The 16,819-nt window shown below is 54.8% G+C and carries 14 protein-coding genes; 8 read left to right on the forward strand and 6 right to left on the reverse strand.

What is annotated here, in order from left to right; translation table 11 throughout:
• Positions 1-314: 314 nt before the first annotated feature.
• Positions 315-2,453, forward strand: coding sequence for a TonB-dependent siderophore receptor (locus tag V1603_RS23295; protein ID WP_163329694.1), 2,139 nt, complete (start codon positions 315-317; stop codon positions 2,451-2,453).
• A 77-nt stretch (positions 2,454-2,530) separates the two neighbouring features.
• On the opposite strand, the gene parE is transcribed toward V1603_RS23295, so the two are convergent.
• Genes parE through nudF form a run of 5 tightly spaced genes read right to left on the reverse strand, consistent with a single transcriptional unit; the run spans position 2,531 to position 6,939 of the window.
• The gene (gene parE / locus V1603_RS23300) at positions 2,531-4,423 is read right to left on the reverse strand and encodes a DNA topoisomerase IV subunit B (RefSeq protein ID WP_080328221.1); all 1,893 of its coding nucleotides are present in this window, start codon (positions 4,421-4,423) and stop codon (positions 2,531-2,533) included.
• A gap of 28 nt (positions 4,424-4,451) precedes the next feature.
• Positions 4,452-5,033 carry an esterase YqiA gene (yqiA, locus tag V1603_RS23305; RefSeq protein WP_023331317.1) on the reverse strand — a complete coding sequence of 194 codons (582 nt, stop codon included), beginning with the start codon at positions 5,031-5,033 and terminating at the stop codon, positions 4,452-4,454.
• A complete protein-coding gene (gene cpdA / locus V1603_RS23310) occupies positions 5,033-5,860 on the reverse strand; it encodes a 3',5'-cyclic-AMP phosphodiesterase (protein WP_116342076.1) in 828 nt (275 codons plus the stop codon). The genes yqiA and cpdA overlap by 1 nt, the downstream gene beginning before the upstream one ends.
• A gap of 27 nt (positions 5,861-5,887) precedes the next feature.
• A complete protein-coding gene (locus V1603_RS23315; RefSeq protein WP_061097042.1) occupies positions 5,888-6,310 on the reverse strand; it encodes a DUF1249 family protein in 423 nt (140 codons plus the stop codon).
• Positions 6,307-6,939, reverse strand: a complete 633-nt coding sequence (gene nudF, locus V1603_RS23320; RefSeq protein ID WP_116342078.1) for an ADP-ribose diphosphatase — start codon at positions 6,937-6,939, stop codon at positions 6,307-6,309. Before nudF ends, V1603_RS23315 begins: the two co-directional genes overlap by 4 nt.
• Before the next feature lie 204 nt (positions 6,940-7,143).
• On the opposite strand from nudF, the gene tolC reads away from it, so the two are divergent.
• From tolC to V1603_RS23335, 3 genes are all read left to right on the forward strand, one after another.
• On the forward strand, positions 7,144-8,634 hold the full coding sequence (gene tolC, locus V1603_RS23325; RefSeq protein ID WP_395313326.1) for an outer membrane channel protein TolC: 1,491 nt from the start codon (positions 7,144-7,146) through the stop codon (positions 8,632-8,634).
• A 160-nt stretch (positions 8,635-8,794) separates the two neighbouring features.
• Positions 8,795-9,460 (forward strand): DUF1190 family protein, encoded by a 666-nt coding sequence (locus tag V1603_RS23330; RefSeq protein ID WP_028014445.1) that lies wholly within the window; start codon positions 8,795-8,797, stop codon positions 9,458-9,460.
• A gap of 2 nt (positions 9,461-9,462) precedes the next feature.
• Positions 9,463-10,623: a glutathionylspermidine synthase family protein gene (locus V1603_RS23335; RefSeq protein ID WP_233002800.1), complete on the forward strand. Its 1,161-nt coding sequence runs from the start codon at positions 9,463-9,465 to the stop codon at positions 10,621-10,623.
• Between the two features lie 39 nt (positions 10,624-10,662).
• On the opposite strand, the gene ygiD is transcribed toward V1603_RS23335, so the two are convergent.
• Positions 10,663-11,451 (reverse strand): 4,5-DOPA dioxygenase extradiol, encoded by a 789-nt coding sequence (gene ygiD / locus V1603_RS23340; protein ID WP_395313327.1) that lies wholly within the window; start codon positions 11,449-11,451, stop codon positions 10,663-10,665.
• A 452-nt stretch (positions 11,452-11,903) separates the two neighbouring features.
• Between ygiD and V1603_RS23345 the strand changes: the two genes are divergently transcribed.
• The 4 genes from V1603_RS23345 to V1603_RS23360 all read left to right on the forward strand — a co-directional run bounded on the left by V1603_RS23345 (position 11,904) and on the right by V1603_RS23360 (position 16,792).
• Entirely contained in the window at positions 11,904-12,464 is a 561-nt protein-coding gene (locus V1603_RS23345; protein ID WP_233002798.1) for a fimbrial protein, read from the forward strand.
• Between the two features lie 73 nt (positions 12,465-12,537).
• Positions 12,538-14,976, forward strand: coding sequence for a fimbria/pilus outer membrane usher protein (locus V1603_RS23350; protein ID WP_233002879.1), 2,439 nt, complete (start codon positions 12,538-12,540; stop codon positions 14,974-14,976).
• A 9-nt stretch (positions 14,977-14,985) separates the two neighbouring features.
• A complete protein-coding gene (locus tag V1603_RS23355; RefSeq protein ID WP_395314009.1) occupies positions 14,986-15,747 on the forward strand; it encodes a molecular chaperone in 762 nt (253 codons plus the stop codon).
• Positions 15,731-16,792, forward strand: coding sequence for a fimbrial protein (locus V1603_RS23360; RefSeq protein ID WP_395313328.1), 1,062 nt, complete (start codon positions 15,731-15,733; stop codon positions 16,790-16,792). Before V1603_RS23355 ends, V1603_RS23360 begins: the two co-directional genes overlap by 17 nt.
• Positions 16,793-16,819: the final 27 nt, after the last annotated feature.

Genomic DNA, 16,819 nt, shown 5'->3' on the forward strand with positions numbered 1-16,819 from the left:
CGCGCCATGTAGTAGTCAAGAGAAGAAACACCCTGAATAAACCAGGGGTAAGGGAGCGTTACTACACTAGCCGGTAAAACATTAAGTGCTTAATTTTCAATAAGTTAATTGGTTATTACTGCGCTTTTCCGTTACGTTTCATAGATGTAGCCGATTTTTATCTTTTTTCATTTACTACTACATTTCCGCATGATTGAATGATTCTCAATTACATGTTCGATGCCGGTTCTGGCTAACGAGCAGACCATAAAGGGCAATGACTCACACGTTCTTCCGTGAATATGCTTCACGGATATTTTGGGATAACAGATGTAATGGCTACGTTCACACCTTCACTCTCTGGGGTAAAAGGGCGCGCGCTCTTTTCACTGCTGTTTATGGCGCCGCTGGTGCAGGCAGCAGACACCACGGCTAAAGACGGCGAAACGCTTACCGTCACCGCCGATCCAAATACTACGGCGGAGGCCACCAACGGCTACCAGCCGCTGAACACCTCCACCGCCACGCTGACCAACATGCCGATGCTGGATATCCCGCAGGTGGTGAATACCGTCAGCGATAAGGTGCTGGCGGATCAGCACGCCACCACGCTGGATGAAGCGCTCTATAACGTCAGCAACGTGGTGCAGACCAACACCCTGGGCGGTACGCAGGATGCCTTTGTACGCCGCGGGTTTGGCGCAAACCGCGACGGCTCGATCATGACCAACGGCCTGCGCACCGTCCTGCCGCGCAGCTTTAACGCCGCAACCGAACGCGTGGAGGTGCTCAAAGGCCCGGCCTCGACGCTTTACGGCATTCTCGATCCGGGCGGCCTGATTAACGTCGTCACGAAGCGGCCGGAGAAGACCTTCGGCGGCTCGATTTCTGCCACCTCTTCCAGCTTTGGCGGCGGCACCGGACAGGTCGATGTTACCGGCCCGATTGAGGGCACGCGCCTGGCGTATCGCCTCACGGGCGAGTATCAGGACGAGGACTACTGGCGCAACTTCGGCAACGAACGCAGCACGTTTATCGCCCCGTCGCTGACCTGGTTCGGCGACGATGCCACCGTGACCGTGCTCTATTCGCATCGCGACTATAAGACGCCGTTCGATCGCGGAACGATTTTCGATCTCAACACCAAACAGCCAGTGAATGTCGATCGCAAAACCCGCTTTGACGAGCCGTTTAACGTGACCGACGGGCAGTCCGATCTCGCTCAGCTTAACGCGGAGTATCGCCTCAACAGCCAGTGGACCGCGAAGTTCGACTACAGCTACAGCCAGGATAAATATAGCGACAACCAGGCCCGCGTTATGGCCTACGATTCAAAAACCGGCACCCTGACCCGCCGGGTGGATGCGACCCAGGGCTCGACCCAGCGCATGCACAGCACCCGTGCGGATCTGCAGGGCAACGTGGATATCGCGGGCTTTTATAATGAGATCCTCACCGGCGTGTCGTATGAAAATTACGATCTGCTGCGCACGGACATGATGCGCTGTAAGAACGTCAAAGGTTTCAATATCTATAATCCGGTTTACGGCAAACTCGACGAGTGTACAACCGTCTCCGCCGCTGACAGCGACCAGACGCTCAAGCAGGAGAGTTATTCGGCCTACGCGCAGGATGCCCTGTACCTGACGGATAAATGGATCGCCGTCGCCGGGCTACGCTACCAGTATTACACCCAGTACGCGGGCAAAGGCCGTCCGTTTAACGTCAATACCGACAGCCGCGACGAGCAGTGGACGCCAAAGCTGGGGCTGGTTTACAAACTGACGCCAGCAGTCTCGCTGTTTGCCAACTACTCGCAGACGTTTATGCCGCAGTCGTCCATTGCGAGCTACATTGGCGACCTGCCGCCGGAAACGTCGAATGCGTATGAAGTGGGCGCAAAGTTTGACCTGTTCGAAGGTGTTACCGCCAACATTGCGCTGTTTGATATTCACAAGCGCAACGTGCTGTACACTGAAAGCATTGGGGGCGAAACCATCGCCAAAACCGCGGGCCGCGTGCGCTCTCAGGGCGTAGAGGTGGATCTTGCGGGGTCGCTGACGGAGAACACCAACATTATCGCCAGCTACGGCTATACCGACGCGAAAGTGCTGGAGGACCCGGATTACGCGGGTAAACCGCTGCCGAACGTGCCGCGCCACACCGGCTCCCTGTTCCTGACCTACGATATTCACAATGCGTTTGCCGGGAATACCCTGACGCTCGGCGGCGGCGGGCACGGCGTAAGCCGTCGCTCGGCAACCAACGGTGCGGATTATTATCTGCCGGGCTATTTCGTGGCGGACGCGTTTGCAGCGTACAAGATGAAGCTACAGTATCCGGTGACGCTGCAGGTGAACGTGAAAAACCTGTTTGATAAGACCTACTACACGTCGTCCATTGCGACCAACAACCTGGGCAACCAGATTGGCGATCCGCGCGAGGTGCAGTTTACGGTGAAGATGGAGTTTTGACGTAAAAAAGCCCGGTGGCGCTAACGCTTACCGGGCCTACGATCCATTCCCTCTCCCTGTGGGAGAGGGTGAGGGCATCAGGCCTCAATATCCGCCATATCGCCTTTCTCCTGCAGCCAGTTACGTCGGTCTTCCGAACGTTTTTTGGCAAGGAGCATATCCATCACGGCGTTGGTTTGCTGTTCGTCTTCGTCGCTGATCGTCAGTTGCACCAGGCGACGCGTGTTCGGATCCAGGGTCGTTTCGCGCAGCTGCATCGGGTTCATTTCGCCCAGCCCTTTAAAGCGCTGCACGTTTGGTTTGCCCTTCTTACGCTTAAGCTGCTCCAGCACGCCCGCCTTCTCTTCTTCCGTCAGCGCGTAGTAAACCTCTTTGCCAAGGTCGATACGGTACAGCGGCGGCAGCGCAACGTGGACGTGGCCGTTTTTCACCAGCGTGCGGAAGTGCTTCACGAACAGCGCGCACAGCAGCGTGGCGATATGCAGACCATCGGAGTCCGCATCCGCGAGGATACAGATCTTGCCGTAGCGCAGCTGGCTCAGATCTTCGCTGTCCGGATCGATACCGATCGCAACGGAGATATCATGCACTTCCTGCGAGGCCAGCACTTCGTCTGAAGAGACTTCCCAGGTGTTCAGGATCTTACCCTTGAGCGGCATGATCGCCTGATATTCACGATCGCGCGCCTGCTTGGCCGACCCGCCCGCCGAGTCCCCTTCCACGAGGAACAACTCGGTACGGTTGAGATCCTGTGCGGTACAGTCGGCCAGCTTGCCCGGCAGCGCAGGGCCGCTGGTCAGCTTTTTACGCACCACTTTTTTGGCGGCGCGCAGACGACGCTGGGCGCTGGAGATGGCCATTTCAGCCAGCATCTCAGCCGCCTGAACGTTCTGGTTCAGCCACAGGGTAAACGCATCTTTCACCACGCCGGAGACGAACGCCGCGCACTGACGTGAGGAGAGACGCTCTTTAGTCTGACCGGCAAACTGCGGATCCTGCATTTTCACGGAGAGCACGTAGGCGCAGCGATCCCAGATATCTTCCGCCGACAGCTTCACGCCGCGCGGCAGAATGTTGCGGTATTCGCAGAACTCGCGCATCGCGTCCAGCAGACCCTGACGCAGGCCGTTGACGTGCGTACCGCCGAGCATGGTCGGGATCAGGTTGACGTAGCTCTCGGTCAGCAGCTCGCCGCCTTCCGGGAGCCACAGCAGCGCCCAATCCACGGCTTCGGTATCGCCGCTAAAGTTACCGACGAACGGTTTTTCCGGCAGCGTCGGCAGGCCGTTTACCGCTTCGCACAGGTAGTCGTTCAGACCATCGGCGTAGCACCAGGTCTGCTCGGTGTTGTTGACGTGGTCTTTAAAGGTGATTTCCACGCCCGGACAGAGCACTGCTTTGGCTTTCAGCAGGTGCGTCAGGCGAGAAACGGAAAAACGTGGGCTGTCGAAGAAGCTTTCGTCAGGCCAGAAGTGGACGCTGGTACCGGTGTTGCGTTTACCGCACGTGCCGACGACCTGCAGATCCTGCACCTTTTCACCGTTTTCAAACGCGATGTTGTACACCTGACCGTCGCGGCGGACGTTGACTTCCACGCGTTTGGACAGGGCGTTCACCACGGAAATCCCCACGCCGTGCAGGCCGCCAGAGAACTGATAGTTTTTGTTGGAGAACTTACCGCCCGCGTGCAAACGGCAGAGGATCAGCTCAACGGCGGGCACGCCCTCTTCCGGGTGGATATCCACCGGCATGCCGCGACCGTCGTCGATAACTTCCAGCGACTGATCGGCATGCAGGATGACGTCAACGCGTTTGGCATGGCCCGCCAGCGCTTCGTCCACACTGTTATCAATAACTTCCTGGCCCAGATGGTTTGGGCGCGTCGTATCGGTGTACATCCCCGGGCGGCGGCGAACCGGCTCAAGCCCGGTGAGGACCTCAATGGCATCAGCGTTATAGGTTTGCGTCATGATTTAAACTAGCAATTCGCATTGATTGTCAGTGGCTGTGCAGTCCAAGAAAATCGACAATCTGGGTGAAATGATTCTCAAAGCCCGTGAAAGCATGGTTTCCGCCCTCTTCTATAGTCTGGCGGCAGGAGGCGTAATACGCCACTGCCTGGCGGTAATCCAGCACTTCATCACCCGTCTGCTGCAGCAGCCAGATGAGATCCGGCGCTTCAAGCGGGTCGACCTGCATAACTTTGAGATCGTAAATATGGCGTGACTCTAGCACATATTGCTGCCCGGTGTAGGGGTTCTCGTTTTCACCAAGAAAGTCCCTCAGCAACTCAAACGGCCGAACCGCCGGATTAACCACAACGGCCGGCAGCATAAAGCATTGTGAGAGCCAGGTGGCATAGTATCCGCCCAGCGATGAGCCGACCACGCCAAACGATTCACCGCCGTGTTCAAGCACGATCGATTCGAGCATTTCCGCCGCCTCTGCCGGGTATGGCGGCAGCTGCGGGATGATCATCTCAACATGGGGGTGATGCTCGCTCAGCCACTGGCGAAACTGCGTCGCTTTTGCGGAGCGCGGCGAGCTGTTGAATCCGTGCAGATAAAGAAGCGTAGACATCAGTAGCCTTCTGAAGCGGTATCCGGTCGGAACTCTGCGCCCGCCAGGCGGCAGACTTCCGTGGTCAGCGTGCCGTCGGCATGCAGTTCCAGCCAGCGCCAGCCCGGCGCGATGGTATCCAGCGTAAAGTTGGCGCAGTGCGGCTTAAACTGCACGCAGGTCGACGGCGTCGCCAGCATGCGGCGTCCGTTCCAGTCGAGATCCTGTTCCTGATGAATGTGCCCGCACAGCAGATTTTTCACCCGTGGGAATTTCGCCAGCACGCTATCCAGCGCCGCGGAGTTGCGCAGGCTGTGTTGATCCAGCCAGCTGCAGCCCGCCGGTAGCGGATGATGATGAAGTAACAGCAGGGTGTGACGTTCAGGCTCAGCAGCCAGTTTGGTCTCAAGCCAGTCGAGCTGAAACTCGCTTAACTCACCGTGCGGGACGCCAAACACCTGGCTGTCCAGCAGCAGGATCTGCCACTGTTCACCCGCAAAAACACATTTCGCCGGAGAAATTCCCGCATCCTGAAGGGCGCTGTACATCGCGGGCTGGAAGTCATGGTTTCCGGGCAGCCAGACGCAGGGCACGCTAAAGCTCGCGATGCCTTCAGCAAAATGCTGGTAGGCCGCGGAGGATTGGTCCTGCGCCAGATCGCCCGTTGCGACAATCAGGTCGCAGTCGCGATGTTCAGCGTGAATGGCGCTCAGTACCGCCTGATAACTCTCCCAGGTATTAACCCCAAGCAAAGTTTCATGCTTTTCGGCAAAAAGGTGGGTATCGGTGATTTGTAATATCCTGACTGGCGCCCCACCAGCAACAGTCAGGTTCAACAGGCTTTCCAAATGGTGTCCTTAGGTAGGTTTATGACGCTAACAAACCGGAATCGCCATTGCTCCATGTGCTAAACAATATCTTAGCCAGTCGGCTAAAAACTGGTTAATTTGATGCTTTTCGTCGCGTTGATGCAACTTTTTATTCGGATAATCATACCGCGCCTTGAAGCGAAAGATCTGCTGACTTGAACACACTTCAGCGACCATCGCGTCGTGATAGAGACGCACCGTCATAGACGGCAGGCTCCAGTAGCTGATGCTGGGTGCCGTTTGCTCAATGTCCACCAGCGTAGTGTAGCGCGTTGATTCTGTTATCGTTAACCGATACTGCGCATTGCTCACCTGATAGCTTACCGTTTCGCCGGGTGCGTCGTTTCTCGGCAGCAGGCGGCGCAGCTGGGCGAAATTGGTTTCGCACAGGCGCATCATTTCTGGGAAGTCAGGCGTATAGCGCTTCATTTTTTCCACTCGTTTCGTAATGTCTGATAATGCAGCTGCAGCCATTGCAGGGCGATGACAGACGCTGCGTTGTCGATTAAACCCTCTTCTACCCACTGATAAGCCTGTTCCCGGCTCACCACATGAACCCGAATATCTTCGTTTTCATCAGCCAGACCGTGGATCCCTTCCGCCGTCGTGGCGTCCACTTCGCCCACCATAATGGACAAGCGCTCGCTGGTGCCCCCCGGGCTTGCCAGATAACTCAACACCGGTTTTGTGCGGCCTACCACCAGCCCGGCCTCTTCCAGCGCCTCGCGACGGGCGACGTCTTCAACTGACTCGCCCTCTTCGATCATCCCGGCCACCATCTCCAGCAGCCACGGGCTTTCGCTGGTGTCATACGCGGCAATGCGGATCTGCTCCACCAGCACGACTTCGTCACGCACTGGGTCAAAGGGTAGCAAGACAGCCGCATGCCCGCGCTCAAAAATTTCACGTCTGATTTCGCCGCTCATTTCGCCGTTAAACAGGCGATGCCTGAAACGGTAAAGATCCATCGAAAAAAAACCGCTATAAAGCGTTTCTCGTGCAATAATTTCTACATCGTTTTTGGCGAATGTCACGGGCAACTTTTCTGGTTTTTGCATGAGTCGAGTCCTGGTAGCAATGGTGATGAAATTGTGAATTTCAAGGCTGTTTGGCTGCCGTTTGTAAGGCTATATGGTAGATTGGTGCAAATTACCGCCAGATGGCACGTAACGCCAACCTTTTGGTGTGGATGATTCTGTTAGAATCGGCAATTATTTTTTAATTAGATCAGCGCTAATACTGCTTCACAACAAGGAATGCAAATGAAGAAATTGCTCCCCATCCTTATCGGCCTGAGCCTGACGGGCTTCAGTGCAATGAGCCAGGCGGAAAACCTGTTACAGGTCTACCAGCAGGCACGTCTGGGCAACCCTGATTTACGTAAATCAGCGGCCGATCGTGATGCTGCGTTTGAAAAGATTAACGAAGCGCGTAGCCCACTGCTGCCGCAGTTAGGTTTAGGTGCAGATTATACCTACAGCAACGGTTTCCGCGACGCTAACGGCGTTAACTCCAATGCTACCAGCGCCTCACTGCAATTAACACAGACGCTGTTTGATATGTCCAAATGGCGCGCCCTGACCCTGCAGGAAAAGAGCGCGGGCATCCAGGATGTGACCTATCAGACCGACCAGCAGACGCTGATCCTGAACACTGCAACCGCGTACTTCAACGTGCTGAGCGCCATTGACGCGCTCTCCTACACCGAAGCGCAGAAACAGGCGATCTACCGCCAGTTAGATCAAACCACTCAGCGCTTCAACGTGGGTCTGGTAGCGATCACCGACGTGCAGAACGCCCGTTCACAGTATGACACCGTGCTGGCTAACGAAGTGACCGCGCGTAACAACCTCGACAACGCGCTGGAATCCCTGCGTCAGGTGACCGGAAATTACTACCCTGAGCTGGCGTCCCTGAACGTGGACAGCTTCAAAACGGATAAGCCGCAGGCCGTTAACGCCCTGCTGAAAGAGGCGGAAAACCGTAACCTGACGTTGCTGCAGGCGCGTCTGAGCCAGGACCTGGCCCGCGAGCAAATTCGTCAGGCGCAGGATGGCCATCTGCCAACTCTGAGCCTGAGCGCGTCGACCGGCGTCTCTGATACCACCTATAGCGGCTCTAAAACGAATGGTGCCAATTCACAGGCTTATGACGACAGCAATATGGGTCAGAACAAAGTGGGCCTGAGTTTCTCCCTGCCGCTGTATCAGGGCGGGATGGTTAATTCCCAGGTGAAACAGGCGCAGTACAACTTTGTTGGCGCGAGCGAGCAGCTGGAAAGCGCGCACCGCAACGTGGTGCAGACCGTTCGCTCCTCCTTCAACAACGTCAACGCCTCCATCAGCAGCATCAATGCCTATAAACAGGCCGTGGTGTCTGCACAGAGCTCCCTGGACGCGATGGAAGCCGGTTACTCCGTGGGTACCCGCACCATCGTTGACGTGCTCGACGCGACCACCACGCTGTACAACGCGAAGCAGCAACTCTCAAGCGCGCGTTACCAGTACCTGATTAACCAGCTGAACATCAAGCAGGCGCTCGGTACGCTGAACGAGCAGGATCTGCAGATGCTGAACAGCGCGCTGGGCAAACCGGTCTCCACCTCTCCGGACAGCGTTGCGCCGGAGAACCCGGAGCAGGTTGCCGCCGTTGATAACTTCAACGCTAACGGCAGCGAGCCTGCTGCACAGCCAGCGGCAGCGCGTACTACTACTACGTCCGCCAGCAAAGGCTCTAACCCGTTCCGTAACTAAAGTTGTTATCACGCCCTCTCCCACCGGGAGAGGGCGCATCTGCATCCCCTCGAACGTAAGCCAACGTAAAGATCCCCCTGATTCCGCCTCTCTTCGCTTCATTTTCAACCACTCATCCACTATCCTGAGCGTTATTACCACTGGGTCCTGGAAGACAAACATGAAACGGACAAAAACGATCAATCACGCGTCGTTCCGCAAAAGCTGGAACGCACGTCACCTCACCCCTGTTGCGCTGGCAGTAACCGCTGTCTTTATGCTGGCAGGCTGTGAGAAAAACGACGAAACGGTATCGCTGTATCAAAACGCGGACGACTGCTCTGCCGCAACCGGCCAGGCAGCAGAATGTAAAACCGCCTACACCAACGCGCTGAAAGAAGCGGAACGCACCGCGCCAAAATACGCCTCACGCGAAGACTGCGTGGCGGAATTTGGTGAAGGTCAGTGTCAGCAGACACCGGCTCAGGCAGGTACTGCGCCGGAAAATCAGGCGCAGGCGCAGTCCAGCGGCAGCTTCTGGATGCCACTAATGGCAGGCTACATGATGGGCCGCCTGATGGGTGGCGGTGCAGGCTATCAGCAGCAACCGCTGTTTAGCTCGAAAAACCCGGCCAGCCCGGCTTATGGTCAATATACCGATGCCAGTGGCAAAGGCTACGGCGCAGCGACCCCGGGCCGCACCGTGACCGTCCCGAAAACCGCGATGGCGCCGAAGCCTGCAACCACCAGCACCATCACCCGCGGTGGGTTCGGTGAGTCTGTGGCAAAACAGACCAGCATGCAGCGTAGTGCAACAGGCACTTCTACTCGCTCAATGGGCGGCTGATCATGGAACGAGTCGGTATTACCGAGCGCCCGGACTGGCGCGAAAAAGCCACCGAATACGGTTTTAACTTTCACACCATGTACGGGGAGCCGTACTGGTGTGAAGATGCTTACTACAAACTGACGCTCGACCAGGTGGAAAAACTGGAAGAGGTGACGGCCGAGCTGCACCAGATGTGCCTGAAGGTTGTGGAAAAGGTCATCGACAGCGACGCGCTGATGACCAAATTCCGTATTCCGAAGCACACCTGGAGTTTCGTCCGGCAGTCGTGGAAAACAAATCAGCCCTCGCTTTACTCTCGCCTCGATCTGGCGTGGGACGGCGTGGGTGAACCGAAGCTGTTAGAAAACAACGCAGATACGCCAACCTCCCTTTATGAAGCGGCGTTCTTCCAGTGGATTTGGCTGGAAGATCAGATGAACGCCGGAAACCTACCGGAAGGCAGCGACCAGTTCAACAGCCTGCAGGAAAAGCTGATTGAGCGTTTTGCCGAGCTGCGGGAGCAGTTTGGCTTCAACCTGCTGCATCTTGCCTGCTGCCGCGACACGGAAGAAGACCGTGGTACGGTTCAGTATCTGCAGGACTGCGCTGCTGAAGCTGAAGTGGCGACCGAGTTCCTCTATATCGAGGATATCGGCCTGGGGGAAAAAGGTCAGTTTACGGATATGCAGGATCAGGTGATCAGCAACCTGTTCAAGCTCTATCCGTGGGAATACATGCTGCGCGAAATGTTCTCCACCAAGCTGGAAGACGCGGGCGTGCGCTGGCTGGAACCGGCATGGAAGAGCATTATCTCTAATAAAGCCCTGCTGCCGATGCTGTGGGAGATGTTCCCGAACCATCCTAACCTGCTGCCAGCTTATTTTGCGGAAGATGATTTCCCGCCGATGGAAAAATACGTCGTTAAGCCGATTTTTTCCCGCGAAGGGGCGAACGTCTCAATTATCGAAAACGGTAAAACGCTGGAAGCGGTTGAAGGACCGTACGGCGAAGAAGGAATGATCGTCCAGGAATTCTGGCAACTGCCGAAGTTTGGCGACAGCTATACGCTGATTGGCAGCTGGCTCATCAACGATCGGCCCGCCGGGATTGGCATTCGCGAAGACCGCGCGCTGATCACGCAGGATTTGTCACGGTTCTATCCGCATATTTTCGTAGAGTAAGATCTGCCGGGTGGCGGCTTCGCCTGGCCCGGCATGTTTTCACCCAACCTGCACCGACAGCATACTCAAACTGCCCATCTCAATGCCGTCAACCGGAATAGTAACCGGCTCCTGACCGTCCCATGCGCCCAAAACATAAAGCAGCGGCAGGAAGTGTTCCGGCGTCGGGTTAGAAAGCGAACCGCCTTCGTGATCCAGATAGTTCACCAGCGGATGCTCCTCAACCGGGCCTTGCCAGGTCAGGTTCGCTTTGACGTAGTCGTTAAAAGCGGCCGCCCACGGGTAAGGCGTATTCTCACCGTGCCAGCGCGCCGTGCGCAGGTTATGCACCACGTTGCCGCTTGCCACCAGCATGATGCCTTCATCACGCAGGTTCGCCAGCTTGCGGCCCATCTCCAGATGCCAGGCAGCCGGTTTAGTGCTGTCGATGCTCAACTGCACCATCGGGATATCCGCATCGGGGTACATTTTTATCAGCACGCCCCACGAGCCGTGGTCAAAGCCCCAGGCTTCTTTATCCAGCGCGACCGGGACAGGAGCCAGCAAATCCACCAGCTTTTGCGCCAGCTCAGGCGATCCTGGAGCCGGATAATGCGTATCGTACAGCGCCTGCGGGAAGCCGCCGAAATCATGAATGGTCTTTGGTGCTTCCATGGCGGTCACGCCAGTGCCACGGGTGAACCAGTGCGCGGACACCACCACAATCGCCTTCGGTCGCGGCAGCGTCTCGCCCAGATGACGCCAGGTACGGGTATAGACGTTGTCTTCCAGAACGTTCATTGGGCTACCGTGGCCTAAAAACAGGGCCGGCATACGGGAAGATGACATGGTGGTATCCTTAGAGAAGGTGTCAATTTGATGGTTCTACATTACGCGCATTCAGATAAAGATGAACGCAGATAACCGTGAAGATCATCATCAGGAAATTTGAATATGAGGCTGCTTAACCACGTACAGACCCCCTCATCAGACTATACTCACTGGCTGTGAAATACAGATGACAATAATAACCCGCACCAATGCCAGTAAATATTATAAAATTAATGTCAACATTTATACCGACCAAAAATACATTAAAAAAATTATATTATCATCGCTGCTCAGCCGCTAAATCAGGGGAGCAGGCCGGACCTTACAATCAACAGAAATTATATATAAAGGTTAACTTAAATTAGCTTTAAGCTACAGTAATCGCATTCTCTCCCCATCCTCCCGTATACTCAAACTGCTTTCTGAAATTAATATTCAGAGTATGAATTCATTTGAAAAAGGATATTTTCATGTATATGGGTAAAAAAGTACTGTTAGCGGTTGCGATGGCTGCCATTGTATCGGGTTCTGCCTTCGCGGAAGAACAGGGTTCCGGCAAAATTAAATTTAAAGGCGTGGTTATTGATGCACCATGCAGCATTGCACCGGACAGCGTTGACAAAGAAGTTGACCTGGGTGAAGTGACCACTGCCGTTATTAATGCCAACAAAAAGTCTACTGCTGTTCCGGTTGATATCAACCTGGAAAACTGCCAGCTTGACGATCCTGCTGATGAGACCGACACGCCAATTACCAAAGTCGATGTCACCTTCACCAGCGCAGCAACAGACGCGACTGACACCAATCTCATGACTAACACCTACGCCAGCGGCGCACAGAACGTGGGCGTTCGTTTGCTGGATAACGCCGAATCCAACATCACGCTGGGCGCGGCTAATGAAGTTGATCTGCTGGCAGGCTCCACTACTCAAACGCTGCACTTTAAAGCGTTAATGGAAGTGCCTGCAGGTAAAACCGCGACTGCCGGCCAGGTAGAAGCCACCGCCAACTATGTGCTGATGTACAAATAATACTACGCGACAAAACAGACCGGCTGGCTTAATGCGTCAGTCGGTCCGCAACATTATTTTGAGTAACAGGATGATGACATATAAATTACAAAAAATAATCATCATTGCGTCCCTGTTAATGGCGAAATTCACCTGCGCCACTGAGTTTAATATCAATGCTATTGATAAAGACCAGCGAGGCAGCGTCGATCTTTCTCTTTTTAAAGATGAAATAGCCGTCATCCCCGGAAGCTATTTTGTTACCGTTTCTATTAATGACGTTCCACTGGCGAACGGATGGCAGCTTAACTGGAAAGCGTTTAATGATTCAGTACAGGTATGTATTCCGTCTGAACTGGCTGATACCTTTGCACTAAAAGATGATATTCGTAACGCTTTACCCGAAAAAGACGGATGCATTGATTTCACCTCCAGGCCCGATATTACCTTTACGTTTGAGCAAACAACCCAAACGTTAAAAGTTACCGTTCCGCAGGCATGGCTGCAGTATCGTGCCGCTGACTGGATGCCTCCCTCCACATGGGACAACGGCGTGCCGGGCGTATTGCTGGATTACAACCTGTTCGCCAGTCATTACCAGCCCAATAACGGATCGGCCTCGGATAACGCCAACACCTATGGGACCGCCGGTGCCAATATGGGTCCATGGCGGTTGCGCAGCGATTATCAGTACACACAAACGCATACCGACGCCGGCTCTGAACATGACGGACGTTTTTCCCGTGTTTACATGTTCCGCCCCTTGCCTTCACTCGGGGCGAAGTTGACCCTTGGCGAAACGGATTTTCAGTCTGCCATTTTTGATGCGTTTACCTATACCGGCGCCTCCCTGATCAGCGATGAACGCATGCTACCATGGTCCCTGCGGGGTTACGCGCCACAAATTACCGGGATTGCGCAAACCAACGCGACGGTCACGGTCAGCCTGGCCGATCGCGTGATCTATCAAAGTAAAGTTCCGCCGGGACCGTTTGTTATTCAGGATCTTAACCAGTCTGTGCAGGGCACGCTGGACGTAAAGGTGACGGAAGAGGATGGGCGCGTCAGCACCTTCCAGGTCTCGGCAGAATCGGTGCCGTTTTTAACGCGTAAAGGTCAGGTTCGCTATAAGCTGGCGACCGGAAAAGCGCGAAAAGACGCGTCTCATGACGTTGAAGATAACGCCTTTATGAGCGGTGAATTCTCCTGGGGTATGCTGTCACAAACCTCCCTTTATGGCGGTTCGCTCGCCGATGGCGATCGTTACCGGTCCGTTGCCGCCGGGATCGGACAAAATATGGAGTACCTGGGCGCCCTCTCTTTTGACGTGACGCAGGCGACCAGCCGGTTGCCCAATCAGAATAGCCAGACAGGTTACAGCTACCGCTTTAACTACAGTAAACGTTTCGATACCACCGGCAGCCAGCTTACGCTCGCCAGCTATCGCTACTCAGACCCGCAGTTTCTCAGCTACGCCCGTTTTCTGGATGATGACAATAACGACCGCCAGTCAGAAAAACAGACGCTCAGCGTGACGGCAAGCCAGTACATTTCAGCGCTATCGCTCAACCTCTATGTCAACATGCTGCGTCAAACCTGGTGGAATGACACCCCCTCCACAACGGGCAGCGTGACAGCAGGCTATAACTTTGACATTGGTCGCTGGAAAAACCTGGGCGTCACCGTGTCGTGGAGTAAAACGCACTATGAAGACGAAGACGACGATACGCAGTTCTACCTCTCACTGAGCGTACCGCTCGACCCCGATCATCGTCTGAATTACGACCTGCGTAACGGCGACAGTCTGAGTCAGAACGTTTCGTGGTATGACACATCAGACCGCAACAATACCTGGGGTGTTTCCGCAGGTACCGAGAGCGAGAAATCAGATGCCGGCGCGCAGGTGAGCGGTAACTATCAACATTATTCTCCATATGGCGACCTGAATCTCTCCGGGAGTTATAAGGCTAATGAATACAATTCCCTGAGTGCCAGCTGGAATGGCTCCTTCACCTCAACGGCCAAAGGTGCTGCGCTGCATCGTCGCAGCTACGGTAACGAGCCGCGCGTGATGGTCAGTACCGACGGCGTAGGCAACATCCCGCTGAACATGTCGCGGGATGAAACCAACCGCTTTGGCATTGGCGTTTTACCGTCCATTTCCAGCTATTCGCCCTCCAGCGTGCAGGTCAATATGAACAATCTGCCCGATGGCGTAGACGTGGACACCCGCGTCGTGACTTCAACCTGGACAGAGGGCGCCATCGGGTACCGTCAAATTGCAACCCGAGCAGGCAACGATATTACAGGCATCTTACGTACGCCGTCCGGCACGCCGCCGCTGGGGGCGATTGTTCGCCTGCTGGATAACGATCGACAGATTGGAATGGTCGCCGATGATGGCCACGTCTGGCTGGGCGCCGTAGAGCCAGAACAGCAGTTCCGCGTAACGTGGGGGGACAATCAGCAGTGTCGCTTCGCGTTACCTTCACAACTCGAAAACAGTATGCAGTTGATACTGCCATGTCAGTAAGAAATCATGATGAAATTCACCCTACTTAAAAACCTGTGCCTGATGCTTATCGGCACCGCATTTGCCAGCCACGCAGCCGTTAACCTGGACCGCACGCGCATTGTCTTCCCGGAAAGCGACAAGGCCAGCAGCCTGAAGATAGAAAACCAGAGCAAAGCGCTGCCCTATCTGGCGCTCTCCTGGATTGAAGATGAGAAAGGCCGCAAGGAGGATACGCACTTCATGGCGCTGCCTCCGATTCAACGCATTGAAGCGGGCTCCGCGTCGCAGGTCAGGATCGTTAAGCAAGCGGCCACCGGCCAGTCGCCAAAAGACAGGGAATCCCTGTTCTATTTCAACCTGCGAGAAGTGCCGCCAAAAAGCACCAGCGCCAGCGAAGAGCGCAGCGTCATGCAGGTGGCGATGCAGAGCAGGATCAAACTGTTCTGGCGTCCTAAAGCAATTACCAAAAAGCCCGGCGAGCAGGCAGAAATGCGGATGGAAATTTCAGCCACCGCGAAAGGGCTGACTATACATAACCCGACGCCGTACTACATCACCCTGGCCTGGCTCAGTAAGAATGCCAAAACCATGCTGCCGGGCTTCGACAGCCTGATGCTTGCACCTTTCGCAACGGCAACAGCCTCTACCGGTGACTACCACGGTAATTATTACAGCATCGGCTATATCGACGATTACGGTGCGTTGAAAAAAGTCGACGTGCAATGCGCGGGTACAGCGCAGTGCAAACTTACCGAACGGAAGATCGAAAAAGATGCGAAATCTCGCTAATATCCTGTTTATTTTGCTGGTTTCTGCACTGCCGTTAAAAGAGGCGCTGGCACTGGACTGCTATCTGGGCAGCTCCGGCGGTCCCGTTGAGGAGACCAAAACCATCTCGCCGTTCGCCATTCCCAGCAATGCGCAGGTGGGCGAAAAAATTTGGGAATCAGATGACATCAAAATTCCGGTGACGTGCAACCACAACGTTGTCGGCGGTTTTGAACAAGAAGATATCTTCGCCTGGGTAAACCCTTATCCTGCCGCATCGGATCCCTATTATGAACTGGGCGTGACCTATGAAGGGATGGATTACGATGCAACCGGCCAGCCTAACGGCGTCGATACCCGCCAGTGTCTGGACAACCAAAACATCACGATTTATACCCCGGCGCAGATCCGGCAGATGGGCTGGGAAAACCTGATCTGCTCCGGTAACCCGGACGATATCCATACCTCGCGCACCTTTGTTGCTCGCCTGCGCTTATACGTCAAAATCAAAGCGATGCCGCCCCACGGCTACGTCAGCTCCCTGGGCGATTACATCGTTGTCCAGTTTGACGGAAAAGGCGGCGTGAACCAGATGTCGGACGCGAAAAACCTCAAATATCACATCAACGGTCTGCAAAACATTACCGTGCTGGATTGTGGGGCGACGTTCAGTATTTTCCCGGAGAATCAGGAGATCGATTTTGGCACCTTCAGCGCGCGCGATATTGTGAATCAGCAGACGCGTAGACGAACCTTTTCGGTGAAGACGACGAAGGTGCAGGATGCACAATGTTCAGATGGGTTCAAAATGGATTCGTCGTTCTATACTACGGAATCGCTCACCGCTGAGGACACGGCATTACTTATTGGGAATGGCTTGCAGTTGAGAATACTCAACGGCACTCAGCCCTACACCTTTAACCACTATGAAGAATATGCCGATTTTACGGGCAGCACGCTGCAATATCAGCAGGATTACACCGCAGAGCTGTCACCAGTAGAAGGAAAAGCTATCCAGTCCGGTCCTTTCGAAACCGTGGTGTTATTCAAAATTAACTATCACTAGCAACAAAAAAGCCGGGTTTCCCCGGCT

Origin of the sequence: Enterobacter sp. ECC-219 (genome assembly GCF_043966805.1) — a bacterium.
GTDB classification, from domain to species: Bacteria; Pseudomonadota; Gammaproteobacteria; order Enterobacterales; family Enterobacteriaceae; genus Enterobacter; species Enterobacter cloacae_N.